Annotated in this window: 16 protein-coding genes and 1 pseudogene; 10 read left to right on the top strand and 7 right to left on the bottom strand. The window is 67.1% G+C overall.

Features of this window, described 5'->3' with window-relative positions; translation table 11 throughout:
• A partial coding sequence (locus tag ABZ319_RS38040; protein WP_354991440.1) for a MerR family transcriptional regulator occupies nt 1-409 on the top strand: 409 nt, incomplete at its 5' end.
• A gap of 30 nt (nt 410-439) precedes the next feature.
• On the opposite strand, the gene arsM is transcribed toward ABZ319_RS38040, so the two are convergent.
• The gene (gene arsM, locus ABZ319_RS38035; RefSeq protein ID WP_354991439.1) at nt 440-1,243 is read right to left on the bottom strand and encodes an arsenite methyltransferase; all 804 of its coding nucleotides are present in this window, start codon (nt 1,241-1,243) and stop codon (nt 440-442) included.
• A gap of 120 nt (nt 1,244-1,363) precedes the next feature.
• Here arsM and ABZ319_RS38030 point away from each other — a divergent pair, with 120 nt between their 5' ends.
• From ABZ319_RS38030 to ABZ319_RS38020, 3 genes are read left to right on the top strand one after another with little or no spacing between them, the layout of a single operon-like run.
• Nucleotides 1,364-1,732, top strand: coding sequence for a metalloregulator ArsR/SmtB family transcription factor (locus tag ABZ319_RS38030; RefSeq protein WP_354991438.1), 369 nt, complete (start codon nt 1,364-1,366; stop codon nt 1,730-1,732).
• Entirely contained in the window at nt 1,729-2,469 is a 741-nt protein-coding gene (locus tag ABZ319_RS38025) for an aquaporin (RefSeq protein WP_354991437.1), read from the top strand. Before ABZ319_RS38030 ends, ABZ319_RS38025 begins: the two co-directional genes overlap by 4 nt.
• Complete coding sequence (locus ABZ319_RS38020) at nt 2,466-2,870, top strand: arsenate reductase ArsC (protein ID WP_354991436.1); 405 nt, start codon at nt 2,466-2,468, stop codon at nt 2,868-2,870. The genes ABZ319_RS38025 and ABZ319_RS38020 overlap by 4 nt, the downstream gene beginning before the upstream one ends.
• A gap of 21 nt (nt 2,871-2,891) precedes the next feature.
• Here the strand turns inward: ABZ319_RS38020 and ABZ319_RS38015 are convergent, their stop codons facing one another.
• Complete coding sequence (locus ABZ319_RS38015) at nt 2,892-3,599, bottom strand: rhomboid family intramembrane serine protease (RefSeq protein ID WP_354991435.1); 708 nt, start codon at nt 3,597-3,599, stop codon at nt 2,892-2,894.
• Nucleotides 3,600-4,118: 519 nt separating this feature from the next.
• Between ABZ319_RS38015 and arr the strand changes: the two genes are divergently transcribed.
• Nucleotides 4,119-4,532: an NAD(+)--rifampin ADP-ribosyltransferase gene (arr, locus tag ABZ319_RS38010; RefSeq protein WP_354991434.1), complete on the top strand. Its 414-nt coding sequence runs from the start codon at nt 4,119-4,121 to the stop codon at nt 4,530-4,532.
• Nucleotides 4,533-4,576: 44 nt separating this feature from the next.
• Here arr and ABZ319_RS38005 read toward each other — a convergent pair whose 3' ends face one another.
• Complete coding sequence (locus tag ABZ319_RS38005) at nt 4,577-5,578, bottom strand: hypothetical protein (RefSeq protein ID WP_354991433.1); 1,002 nt, start codon at nt 5,576-5,578, stop codon at nt 4,577-4,579.
• Between the two features lie 61 nt (nt 5,579-5,639).
• Between ABZ319_RS38005 and ABZ319_RS38000 the strand changes: the two genes are divergently transcribed.
• Nucleotides 5,640-6,179, top strand: coding sequence for a helix-turn-helix transcriptional regulator (locus ABZ319_RS38000; protein WP_354991432.1), 540 nt, complete (start codon nt 5,640-5,642; stop codon nt 6,177-6,179).
• An 8-nt stretch (nt 6,180-6,187) separates the two neighbouring features.
• On the opposite strand, the gene ABZ319_RS37995 is transcribed toward ABZ319_RS38000, so the two are convergent.
• Complete coding sequence (locus tag ABZ319_RS37995; protein WP_354991431.1) at nt 6,188-7,012, bottom strand: hypothetical protein; 825 nt, start codon at nt 7,010-7,012, stop codon at nt 6,188-6,190.
• Between the two features lie 272 nt (nt 7,013-7,284).
• Here ABZ319_RS37995 and ABZ319_RS37990 point away from each other — a divergent pair, with 272 nt between their 5' ends.
• Both ABZ319_RS37990 and ABZ319_RS37985 read left to right on the top strand, forming a co-directional pair.
• Nucleotides 7,285-7,962 carry a DUF4386 domain-containing protein gene (locus ABZ319_RS37990; RefSeq protein WP_354991430.1) on the top strand — a complete coding sequence of 226 codons (678 nt, stop codon included), beginning with the start codon at nt 7,285-7,287 and terminating at the stop codon, nt 7,960-7,962.
• A complete protein-coding gene (locus ABZ319_RS37985; RefSeq protein WP_354991429.1) occupies nt 7,959-8,753 on the top strand; it encodes an SDR family NAD(P)-dependent oxidoreductase in 795 nt (264 codons plus the stop codon). The genes ABZ319_RS37990 and ABZ319_RS37985 overlap by 4 nt, the downstream gene beginning before the upstream one ends.
• A gap of 168 nt (nt 8,754-8,921) precedes the next feature.
• On the opposite strand, the gene ABZ319_RS37980 is transcribed toward ABZ319_RS37985, so the two are convergent.
• Nucleotides 8,922-9,389 (bottom strand): hypothetical protein, encoded by a 468-nt coding sequence (locus tag ABZ319_RS37980; protein WP_354991428.1) that lies wholly within the window; start codon nt 9,387-9,389, stop codon nt 8,922-8,924.
• Nucleotides 9,390-9,568: 179 nt separating this feature from the next.
• Here ABZ319_RS37980 and ABZ319_RS37975 point away from each other — a divergent pair, with 179 nt between their 5' ends.
• On the top strand, nt 9,569-10,207 hold the full coding sequence (locus ABZ319_RS37975; RefSeq protein WP_354991427.1) for a hypothetical protein: 639 nt from the start codon (nt 9,569-9,571) through the stop codon (nt 10,205-10,207).
• A gap of 1 nt (nt 10,208) precedes the next feature.
• On the opposite strand, the gene ABZ319_RS37970 is transcribed toward ABZ319_RS37975, so the two are convergent.
• Together ABZ319_RS37970 and ABZ319_RS37965 are read right to left on the bottom strand one after the other, a co-directional pair.
• A complete protein-coding gene (locus ABZ319_RS37970) occupies nt 10,209-10,685 on the bottom strand; it encodes a hypothetical protein (RefSeq protein ID WP_354991426.1) in 477 nt (158 codons plus the stop codon).
• Between the two features lie 136 nt (nt 10,686-10,821).
• Nucleotides 10,822-11,715: an alpha/beta fold hydrolase gene (locus tag ABZ319_RS37965; protein ID WP_354991425.1), complete on the bottom strand. Its 894-nt coding sequence runs from the start codon at nt 11,713-11,715 to the stop codon at nt 10,822-10,824.
• Nucleotides 11,716-11,963: 248 nt separating this feature from the next.
• Between ABZ319_RS37965 and ABZ319_RS37960 the strand changes: the two are divergent.
• A pseudogene (locus tag ABZ319_RS37960) lies at nt 11,964-12,308 on the top strand (hypothetical protein); the annotation flags it as partial.

Here is a 12,308-nt window from a genome sequence, read left to right as displayed (position 1 = left end):
GCGACCGTCGCCGCTCTGCCCAGGCCGGAGTAGCCGCGAGCTGTTCCTGCGCCCGATCCCCCGCACCCCGGGAGGTCAGCGCAGTTTCGACTCGTTCGATGTGGAATGGCTGCTGCTCTGCAATCGCCTCCGCCAGTCCGGCATGCCCATCGCGCGGCTGAAGGAGTTCGCCCGGCTGGTCCGGTCGGGCCCGGGAAACGAGCGACAGCGCCTCGAGCTGCTGGAATCTCACGAACGGGCGGTACGCGACCGGATCGATCAGCTGACCGAGAGCCTCGAGATCATCCGCGGCAAGGTTGCCGTCTACCGCGAGCACGTGGAAGAGGGCACCGCGGCTGGAATATGGTCACCCACACCGTTTCCCGGGACGCTCGGGGAAGGCCGGGACGACACCGGAGGTCAGCGCTGACCGACCTGTCGTTCTGGCGACGGCGAAACCCTAGGAGCAGCAGTCCGTACCGCAGCAGGGTGCGGCGGCTTTCGGGACGGTTGCCCTGATGATCGCCGAGGACATCCCGTCGGCGACCGTGTGGGTCGGCTCGATCTCGATCTGCTCGAAACCGGCCGCTCGCAACAGGGTTCGGTACTCGCCGAAGGACAGTGCGCCGGCGACGCATCCCACGTAGTCACCGCGCTCGCCGCGTTGCGCGACGGTCAACTCGTCGTCGGCGACGACATCGGCGATGCCTATCCGGCCGCCCGGAACGAGTACGCGGGCGATCTCGGCGAACACCGCGGGCTTGTCGATCGAGAGGTTGATCACGCAGTTGGAGATCACCACGTCGATGCTGTTGCCGGGCAACGGAATATCTTCGATGGTCCCCTTCACGAACTCGACGTTGCCGACTCCGGCCCGCGTTGCGTTGGCTCGCGCCAGGTCGAGCATCTCGTCGGTCATGTCCAGACCGAACACCTTTCCGGTCGCACCGACCCGTCGCGCCGAGAGCAGCGCATCGATGCCGCCACCGGAGCCCAGGTCCAGGACCGTTTCGCCGGCGCGCAGCTCGGCGACCGCGCTCGGGTTCCCGCACCCGAGCGAGGCTGCCACGGCCTGGATCGGCAGCGCGTCGCGGTCCGCGGAGCCGTAGAGGCCGGCGCCGAAGTTCTCGTCCAGTTCGATCACCCCGCCGGCGCTGCTGCTGCCGCAGCAATCCTCGGCGGTCCCACCGCCGGAAACGGCGACCGCGGCGGCGGCATAGCGTTCGCGGACGGTCTCCCGCAGTTCGAGATCCTGCTCTGTCATGGGAATCACTGCCTTCCGAGTTACCCGGTATGACTGCGAATAGCGCCACCGACCGGGCTGTATTGATGACTATCGATACACAGTGTGGCGCGCTGATTAGATGTCTGTCAATATTGATGAGTGTCGAAACAGGAACTTCCGGTGCTCGCGTCCGCGGACAGCTGCTGCGCCACCACGCTGTCCGCACCGCTGGCGCCCGACGCGGCGGCCGAGCTGGCGGGCGCGTTCAAGGCGCTCGGCGATCCGGTCCGGCTGCGACTGCTGTCCCTGATCGCGGCCGCGGGCGGCGACGAGGTCTGCGTCTGTGAACTCACCCCGGCGTTCGAGCTATCGCAGCCGACGATCTCCCATCACCTCAAGGTGCTGCGCGAAGCAGGTCTGCTGACCTCGGAACGGCGCGCGACCTGGGTCTACTACCGGATCGTTCCCGCCGCGCTGCAACGGCTTTCCGAGGTGCTGGCGGTTCCCGGCGTCCCTGCCCGCGCATGAGCGTCCCGCTGGCGCGGCGGCTCGCGGCCGAGGCCGCCGGCACGGGCCTGCTCGTCACCGTCGTCGCCGGGTCCGGCATCGCCGCACAACGGCTCTCTCCAAACGACGCCGGTGCGCAGCTGATGGAGAACTCCACCGCCACCGTCTTCGGGCTCGCGGTCTTGATCCTGATCTTCGGGCCGGTATCGGGCGCACACTTCAATCCCGCGGTCTCCCTTGTCGATTGGCTCGCCGGACGAAGAACCGGCACCGGCCTCACGGGCGGCGAGGCGGCCGCCTATTCGGCCGCGCAAACCGGCGGAGCCGTGCTCGGCGCGATCCTCGCGAACATCATGTTCGACACCGCCGCGGGGCAGATCTCGACGCATCACCGCATCACCGGCGGCCACCTGGTCGGCGAAATCGTCGCCACCGCGGGGTTGATAGCGCTCATCCTCACCCTGGCCCGCACCGGCCGCGCCACCCTCGCGCCGGTGGCGGTCGCGGCCTGGATCGGCGCGGCCTACTGGTTCACCAGTTCCACCTCGTTCGCGAACCCGGCGGTCACGATCGGGCGGATCTTCACCGACTCCTTCGCCGGGATCGCCCCCGCTTCCGCGCCCGGATTCATCGCCGCTCAACTCCTGGGCGGGTTACTCGGCCTCGGCGCGGTCGCGTACTTCCATCCTGCGCGGCCCATGGCAGCCCACGCGGTCATTTCTCACACTGTCGATTCGAAAGGCGCACGCCCGCAATGACATCCCACCGACCCAGCGTGCTGTTCGTGTGCGTCCACAACGCCGGACGCTCCCAGATGGCCCAGGGCTTCCTGGCCCACCTGGCCGGCGACCGGGTCGAAGTCCGCTCCGCCGGAACAACACCCGCCGAGTCGATCAACCCGATGGCGGTCCGCGCCATGGCCGAAGTCGGCATCGACATCACCGCCCAGACCCCGCAGATCCTCACCCCCGGCACGGTGGAGACATCGACCGTGGTGATCACCATGGGCTGCGGCGACGCCTGCCCCTACTTCCCCGGAATCACCTACCGCGACTGGAAACTCGACGACCCAGCCGGTCGAAACATCGAGGCCGTCCGCTCGATCCGCGATCGGATCGAGGCCCACGTTCGCGACCTGCTCGGCGAATTGAACAGCTGAGCGTTCGGCTATCGGCGCCGGTCAGATGCGGTCCGGGTGCCACGCCGGAGTGAAGTCCTTGCCGGTGGGACGCGGACGGCGTTCGGACAGGAGATACACCACGCCGATCACCGCGCCGGTCAGGAACCCACCCAGATGCCCCTGCCACGAGGTGACATACGCCGAGATCAACAGCCAGATCAGGAACATCGCGGTGAGCGTGCCGACGGACTGTCGCTCACCCCGATTTCGCAGGGACAGTATGAAATACGCGGCGACCAAGCCGTACACCGCTCCCGACGCACCGACCGTCGGGGTATCCGGCGCAAGCTGATACACCATGAGCCCACCGCCGGCGGCCGAGCCCAGATACAGCGCCGTCAAGCGAACGGAACCGACCATCGGTTCGAGCGCGCGCCCGAAAAGCCACAGCCACAACATGTTCGACGCGATATGCGCTGTACCGACCCCTTCACCGGGCTCGAGGTGCAGAAAACTGCCGGTGAGCACTCGGTACCACTCGCCGGTGGCGATACCCACCGGCGAGTAGCCCGGGTGCTGATTCCCGTCGAAGACGTACAACTGACCGTCTCGCAGGCTCCCCCGCCCGAGGGTGCTGAACAGCTCCGATAGCGCCGGGTATGCCAGCTGCACGAAATAGACCAGTACGTTGGCGGCGATCAACAGATAGGTTGCCGGCCGGTGGCGCACAAGCCGGGCAATGGCGTCGAATTGCACAGAGATCCCCATCCCGTCCGCCCGCCCAGAAACCGGCCCCGAGTACAGCATTCGCGGTTTCTTCAACGGCCGGTTTCCTAAAGTAGTCGGCCCGCAGCGCACTTTTCACCCGGTGCGCGGATTACAAGCTAGCTCAGGGGTTCGAGCACCTCAACCGGGGGTAGCTGCCCAAGCTCGGATCACGGTTCGTCGCTGTGCGCGAGTGCTGAGCACGCCGTGCCGCAACAGGTTCCGACCTACGCCGCCGTGAGCGCAGGATGCGAATTGAGCTCGTAGTCGAGCGTGCCGAAGGGCAGGGCCGCGCAAGGCACGCGGCGCGACATGCGTGGGTCCGGATGTCATCGACGCCGACACCGGCGGATGACTACGTTCGGATATTGCGAAGAGCCGCCGGAATTGGGGCCTGCCCCAGGGTGAGAGACCCTGTCCCGCATCTTCCCCTTTCAGGATAAGGCACGGACGGGGGCTTGCGGCAAGGCCCCGGGTGTGCGGCACAATCGCTCGTCCCTGCAGGTAGAGGAAAGGATTCTGGTGTCCGGACAGCTCGATGATGGACCGTTCTTCCATGGCACGATCGCGGAGTTGCGGGTGGGTGAGCTGCTGACCGCGGGCCGGCCGTCGAACTACCGGCCCGAGATCGTCATGAACCACATCTATTTCACGGCGCTCGTCGACGGGGCCGGTTTGGCCGCGGAGGTCGCGGCGGAACTGGCCGCGGACGAGGCTGTTCCGCGGGTGTACGCGGTCGAGCCGACCGGGGAGTTCGAGAACGACCCGAACGTCACCGACCGGAAGTTTCCCGGTAACCCCACCCGGTCGTATCGCAGTAGCGCACCGCTGCGGATCGTCGGCGAAGTCACCGACTGGACGCGGCTCACACCCGAACAGTTGCAGATGTGGCGGGATCGGCTGTCGACCCTCAGGCGGGGCGAGATCCTGAACTGACGGGAGACGAGGTTCGGAGGCTCCGAACCACCACCGCCCCTTGATCATTCGACTGTCGGCGGCCGGTCCGGCCGGGGCCCTCGGTGTGCTTTCGCCGAAGGCGGTGCGGATCGGCCGCCGACGAGGTCGCGGATGGCGTGGAATGCCGGCTTGGGCGTGTAGTCGTCGCGGAGAAGTCCGAAGCGGCCGGTCCATTCCCCGTCGCTGCGCCCGTCTCGCAGCCCGAAGAATTCATATGCCGTGACGCCGAAGTCACCGTCGGCGACGGCATTGGCCACGGTCTCCAGGACGAAGCGCTGCGATTCCTCCCCGCGATCTGCCCCGGTCGGCCATCCGGTCTCGGTGATGTGAATCGGCGTGCTCGCGGGCACTCCGGCGGCCGTTGTGACCGTGCGGAACCGCTCGAGCAGATAGCCGACCGAGCCGGCGAGCTGATCATGCGGAATACGGTGGAACACATCGGGAAAGGCATCCAGACCGATGTAATCCAGTGCGGCGAGGTGCATTACGCCCACCGCGTCGGCCATTCGCCGCCAGAACACCGGGTCTGCCATTCCCGCCGAATTCACCCCGATATCGACGGCCACGCCGAGCCGCTCGCGTTCCTCGAACGCGGCGGCGACGCCGGCCGCGATGGCATCGAAACACCCCGGGCTGCCTCCGTCCTGCGGTGCGGGCATGTTCAGCTCCTCGCCGACCTGCACTTTCCCACCACCCCATTCGGCGACATCGCGAACGGCCTCCCGGACGAACTCGGCGAAGCCGCCCGGGTCGGGTTCGGGGCTCTGGTAACACGCGACCAGATCGATCAGGCGGCCGTCCCCCGCGTACAGCTCCGGGCGCGCCGGAGTCCGGGACGAGCCGGGCGGCCACCCGTGCATGCCGGCTCCGAAGTGCCGGTAGCAGCGCACGTAGAAGGCCGGCGCGTCACCTTGCAACTGCCGCAACGCCGCCAGGGTGCGCGCGGGATCCTCCGGCGGGCAATCGATGGGCCGGAAGTCGACGAGGTCGGCCGCGACGACGCCCGGCCAGATTCCGAAAATCATGAGAAGCCTCCAAGTAGCCGTATACGGCTAACCGTATACGGCTATCGGCTACGCTGCACGGGTGCCCAAGAACGCGCTCGACAATCCCCTGGTGCTGCCCATCCTCGGCCTCCTGGTCGAGCAATCGCGCCACCCGTACGCGCTGTTCAGCGAGCTCGAGCGCCGCTACGACTACCTGCAGGTGCGCAACGGGACCGTCTACACGCTCCTGGACCGCCTCGCCGCCGAGGGGTGGGTCGAATCGGCCGAGGGCGGCGCGCGTGCCGCGCTCACGGTGACCGAGTCGGGTGTGGCCGCGCTGGCCGAGCGGGTGTATCGGATACTGCGCGAAGCAGATCCGACCGGCGGCCCCGGATTCGTCACCGCGCTGGCCTATCTCGGGATCCTGCCGCGAGACCGGGCCGTAGAGGTGCTCGAGCAGCGGGTCGAGCACCTCCGAGACGAGATTCGCCGACTCGAGCGAGCCGTACTCGACGCAGCGGGGCCGGAGGTTCACATGATCGAGGCGCACTTCCTGCTGTCGCGCCTGCGCCACGACGCCGACTGGCTCGAAACCACCGCCCGGCGAATCGAGGCGGGAGACCTCGGCTGGATTCGCTGAGCAGTGCTTCAGCGCTGCAGGACGGCGTCGCCCAGCGCGCTCTTCGCGTTGGCCACGCCCTGTTTCAGCAGGCCCTCGATCGCCCGCTCCAGCGGATCGGCGGTGGATTTCGGACCGGCCTTCAGGATCGCGACCCCGAGCAGGCGTTGATCAGCGAACCCGGTCACCCCGCGCTCACCGGCCGTGCGCACCTTCACCGGGGGCAGCCGCACCGCAGTCGGTTTCGCGGCCGCGATCAGCATGAACCCGCCGGTCGAGAAGCCATCCAGGGTGCCGAGTGACCATTCCTCCAGCCGCCCGGTGCTCGTCGTCTTGACGCCGAAGCCGGTCTGGACACCCGCGTCGTCCTCGCTCGGGCTGTCCGTGCGCTCCACACCGGGGAGCAGTCCGCCGAAGGTCTCGTGGGTCAAGATGTTGCGCGCCTGCGTCGGATCGGTGCCGCGGGTGAAGACCACGAATTCGCTCTTCTCGAGCGTATCGAGCCGAGCTTCCTGCGCCGTCTGAGTCCGGCTCAGCCAGATCGCACGCTGGCCATTCTCCTTGCTCGCCAATATCTTCTCGCACGCGGCGGCGTCGTCTTTCCATTTCGTGACCCGGACCTCGGCCAGGCGGTGCAATTTGCGATAGGCATAGGCGACGTCCGCTTCGGTGAAGGTGGTCTCCAGGTCTTCGACAGCGACCTGGACCACGATGGTGAGCAGTTTGTGCAGCGCCCCGGTCGATTTGGTGGGCGGATCGACCCTGCCCGCAAGCATTTTCGCCCCCTCCAGGAAGTCCTTCTGCGGAAATGTCTCCGTGCTGTCGGGTTTCGTGGGATCCGTAAGAACCAGCATGGCGTACTCCAAGGCCTATTCGTCAGGGGCACAACCAGTTTGCGCTTGCTACGCACGGAATAGAGGTGGTTTGAGCCGGGAGGCAGAGCGTGCGAACCGACCGGCCGGGTACGCATTCTGGTCCATGACATCTGAGGCACAGCCGTTCCAGAGAAGGCTGCGTACGCGCGCAGACGTAGCCGGAGTTGCGTCACGCGGCAGATGTGAGCGGAGTCGTCGCGAACATATCTTCGCAGGTGAGAACACTTTCACCGCCGACCTTTGGAGTTCACATGGCACGCCAGTCCGCCGCCGGCCCGCCGCCGATCATTCCCGCACTCGCCTACACGGGAGCCACGCTGGCCGCCGTCATCACGATCGCGACGGTGCCGCGGCCGGATTCCCCGGCCGCCGAGTTCTTCGCCTATGTAGTCGACAACCGGGATCGCTTGCGGCTCAGCGCCGTTGCGCTCACCTTCGCCGCGATCGCGCTGGCCGTCTGGACCGCCGTCATGTGCCGCCGGGTGCGGCGATTGCACGGCGACCCGCCGGGTGCGAATATCGCGCTCGCGGGCGGGGTCATCGCCGCGGGCGCCGGCGTGCTGACCGGTCTGCTCGGGTGGGTCATCAGCCGCACCGAGGACAGCGCCACCGCCGCGGCGCTCCAGGATCTCCAGTTCGCTACGGGCGGTCCGGGTTTCATGGCGCCGCTGTGCCTGCTGTTCGCGGGTATCGCCGTGCCGCTGCTGATAATGGGCATCGCCCGCCCGCTGGCCGTCACGGGTCTGGTCCTGACCGCCACCGCCGCCCTGTCGCTGCTGACCCTCGTCACGATGAACGCCGCCGTCCTGCTGCCGATCACCCGTTTCGGCGGGATCATCTGGATGATCGCGGCCAGCCTCACGCTCACCGACTCGGTGCGCCGCCCACCGAAGGACCGGACGCCGCCGACCGCGGAGGCTCGGTCATGAGGGCGCTCGTCACCGGCGGCACCGACGGCATCGGCAGGGAAATCGCCGCGGGTCTCGCGAATTCCGGTGTCCACGTGTGGATCACCGGCCGGAACGTCGAACGCGGGAAGGCCGCCGCCGAGGCGCTGGGCGCCACCTTCCTCCGAGCGGAGCACAGCACCGTGGCCGGAAACCTCCACGCCGCGGCCGAACTCCGCGAGGAGATTCCACAGCTCGATATCCTCGTCAACAATGTCGGCGGCATGGCCTTTCCCGCTCGCACCGTGACGCCGGAGGGCAACGAAATGATCGAATCCCTCAATTACCGGGGCCCCGTCACCCTCACCCGGGCGCTGCTCCCGGCCCTCGCACCCACCGCACGCGTCGTTCAGATCGTCTCCAGCGCCGCGTTCATGCACCGGGGCGACCCCTTCACCGAACCCGCGCGCTACTCCGCGATCGCCGCCTACGCCCGCGCCAAACAGCTGAATCTCCTGGCCTCCCTGTCCCTGACCCGCGTGCTCACCCCCGGCCAAATCCTCAACGCGGTCAACCCCGGAACGGCCTGGACACCGGGCGTCCAGGCGCTGACCCCCGCGACGGTCCCCGCCTGGCGCTTCATCTGGCCCCTGACCCGAGCCATTCAACGCCGCCGCACTCCCGCCCGGGCCGCCGTTGCACCGATGGCACTCGCCGACGCGGACACCACCGGTGTGTACTACGAGAGCAATGGCCGGGCCGCGAAACTGCCCCAGCGCCTATATGATCCGGCCCTGCAAGATCGCGCTTGGGAGGCGGCGGCGCGCTGGTGAATAACGGGAGACCGCCTGTGCCCCGGAATCATCGAGGCACAGGCGAAACCCGATCAGCGCGCCCGCTGGTTTCGGGCCCAGCCCCGCCCCGGCCGCGCCGTTGCTGATTCCTCAGCCATCGCGTCTCCTGGTGTGTGGCCGACGGCGGCCGGTCGTTGTCGCTCCGGATCAGATGCTGCCGGTACTGGCGGGCGGCTGGGTGCCGCCCGGGGTGCAGCTCGAGCCGGCCGGTGCGGTCTGAACGACGTTCACGGGCAACGGACCCTGGGTTCCGGCACCGGCGGGAGCGCCTGCCGGACGGGCAACGATATTCCAGGTCTGTGCCGACATCGGAACCCACTGCACCGTCACGTCTTGACCCGCAACGTATTCGACGTGGTCGACCTGGTGTGTGTACCCGCCCGCCGTGGGCTTGGCGTCGATCACGATCGCGGTGGCGCTCGGATAGCCCGCGATCAAACCGGCCGCGTCCGCGGCGGGCAGGGTGATCGTGTAGCTGGTGCCGGCACAGTAGGACGGCGAAGCCGAAATAGCCAGCTGCGCCGATGCGTTCGACGCCGTCACGACGGTCGCCACGCTCATGGCCGCGACCGCTGCCACCCCGAAGCACGTCCGAGCGAAAGCCGATTTCTGCATGCTGTAGTTCTCCCCAGTATTGAAATCCGTCTGTTCCAGACGGCGACCGAAGCGTACCGCCGCTCCCCGACTCGGCCGCGCGGGATCAGGCGGAGGATCCGGAACCACGTCGCCGGGCCGATAGGCTTGCGGTCGTACCGGGCTGGGAGGGCCGGGTCCGATTTCGAGGTGGGAATTCGTTGGCGAAAGAGACAGCTGGAGAGGATGTTCCGGCCGAGGTCGCGGAACTGAAGCCCGCGCGGTGGTCATTGCGGCGACTGCGCATCGCCTGGGTGCTCACCGTTCTCGGGCTCTTCCTCGCGGGAGTCGCGGCGCTGTTCATAGTGGATGACCGTTTCTACCGACTGAGCGACCTGCAGCCGTGGGCCACGCTCGGATGCTGGACCGCCTCGTTCGTCGTTCTCGTCAGCTTCGCGGACCGGCTGGCGCACCACCGGACCCTGCTGTGGATGTTCGTCGCCACGTTGCTCGGCATCGTGACGTTTCCGCTGTGGTTGGTCGTATTCCTCGGCTCCATGTCCGAGCACCATGACAACACGACGACGGTCGCGGTCCAGGACAGCCCCGACGGCCGTGTACAGGCGGTCACCGAGAAGTACTACAACGTGATCGACCCGTCCTGCCGGGTCTGGCTCCGCGAGCCCGACGGCCTGTTCGCCCGCCGGGTCCTCGTCTGGCGGCAGATCGAATCCGGTTGTCCCCGTGTCTGGTTCCCCGACAGCACAACGATCAGCTTCGCCTACGGCGCCGACAAGCCGCCGATGACCACGACGTTCGACCCGGACCGTATGCAGGTGGCCGAGACCTTCGATCCGTGATCTATGCGCCTCTCTTCGAAAGCCGCACGAGGACATAAGCGTTGGCGAGCCCGACCACGAAGTGTGGTGCGACGATCAGCAACGTAGCGGGAGGTGAGTAGCTTGGATGCCAGTCATCGCGTAGTTGGCTGGAACCGAAGGCATCACTCATGAATGCCACCGTGAGGACCGTGCAGAACAGGGTCGCGGTGGTGGCAGCGACCCTGGTGAACCAGAGCCCCACTCGGAAGTTGTGCTGTTGCAGCGCGATCGCGCCGATCAGGGCGACCAGGGTCAGCGGGCCGAGTATGCACAACGCCGACGCACCGACGAAGGTTGCCATGGTGAGCGTCTTGCCGGCCTTCGCGGTGGGGTCGTCGACGAGCCTGTCGGCGACGAGCGTCACGAACAGGAACAGCCAGGGCAGCAGCGCGACGCTGCTGACAACGGCCGGATCGCCGACTCTTCGTTCGGTCTCGAGTTCGGCGGGATTCAGCACGTGTCGAACTCCTCGCGCATTCTGCGTTGGACACCGAGGGCCAGAGGGGTAAGAGCGTCTTCGGAGACGGCGGACAGGGCGTAATCGCAGGCAGCGGCGTGGACGAGATCTCGGTGCCGAGCTTCTGGGCTTCGGATCAGTGGGCGAGTTGTTGGGTTATCCAGGCGGCGGTTTCGGGGCTCGAGCGGAGGGTGGAGTGGCCTACCGGGGCGGCGGAGGGGAACAGGTCCTCGTAGAAGTTCATGTTTACGGCTGGTTCGGTCAGGTTGGTGCAGACCGCGGCGGGGGTGGCCAGTTCGTCGTTTCGGGTCGAGAGGACCGAATAGGTGGTTCCTGGCTGGGATATCTGGCCGGTGAAGATCGACTCGTAGACGGGCGAATTGGGGAGTAGTTGGACCAGGTTCGCTTTCGTGGGGGCGATGGTAGCCAGGAGGGAACCCAGGAAAGGGATGGCGGAGAGGACTTCCGCCGGGCTCACGGGCGAGTTCTCGATACCGAGAGCGGCGAGAAAGCCCCTGCCGTCGCAGCCTCGAACCTCGGGGGTCAGCAGGACCGCGTGGGCCACCTCGGGGCTGCCGTCGAGGACCTTCAGGAAGTAGTTGGCGACTACCGTGCCGGCCGAATGCGCGACCAGGTCGACTCGATCGGCTCCGGTGGTGTCACGCACCTTCTGCACGAAATTCGCGACCTGTTGTGCGGCGCTGGGGAAGTCGCCGCTCCAGCGATTGCCGTCGATGACCCCGCCCTGGAACAGGAACACGCAGTGGCCTGCCGCGCGCAGGGTGGTGAGGACGGTGTTCCATTGAGCTTCGGTCTCGGCGGTCGTGCCATCGGCACCGGGTAGCACCACGACCGGGCGGGGGTGCGCGGGGTCGGGAGCGCAGTCGGTGGGGGGCTCGATCGTGCTGCCCGCGGGGATCACCGCCGCGCCGGAGCCGGAATCGGGCACGGCGGCAACCGGTCCCGCCATGATCGACATGGCGGCGCTGGCGCTGCACAGCGCTGCCGCGAGTTTCGACGTCATTCTCATAGACCCAGCCCCTCGAACTTTCGGAATCGCCCCCCGGCCCCGTGCGAATGCCGCACCAGGGCACGACGATACAGCGATCTCGATCGTTAGGCGTTCAGAAGCCGGGGTGCACGGTCTACACCGGGGCGGCGCGGCGGCTTGCAAGCAGCCGCCGGAGTTCAACTGTGAACCGCATGCGGGTCTGAATAGCGTTGTATCACAATAGAATTAGGCTATTGCAGGTGGCTATCGAGGAGTAGAATAGGGGTATGAATTCGGGAGGGGAATCCAGCATCGCGCACCATGTTGAAGGACATGGCGTCGCAGTGGAGGGCCTGCTCGAATCACCCCTGTTTTCCTCATCCGATGACCAGGTCATCGAGATGATGCACAAGCTCGAAGCGGACTACCGCAAACTCGAAGCGGTGAAGCAGCGCTTCGCTCTCGAATGCGCGGCACGGGGATTGCCCGCGCGGGCGGGGATCAAGAGTCCGATCGTGTTCCTGCAACAGACCTTGAGGCTCTCGCATTTCGACGCCGCTGCCCGGGTGCGGAACGCGGACAGGCTCTCGACCGTGTCCGAAGGGACGTTCCAGCGGCCACCGGTATTTCCC

It is taken from the genome of Nocardia sp. NPDC005978, assembly GCF_040614455.1.
Taxonomy (GTDB): Bacteria; Actinomycetota; Actinomycetes; order Mycobacteriales; family Mycobacteriaceae; genus Nocardia.
This window is presented reverse-complemented; position numbering and strand designations above follow the sequence as displayed.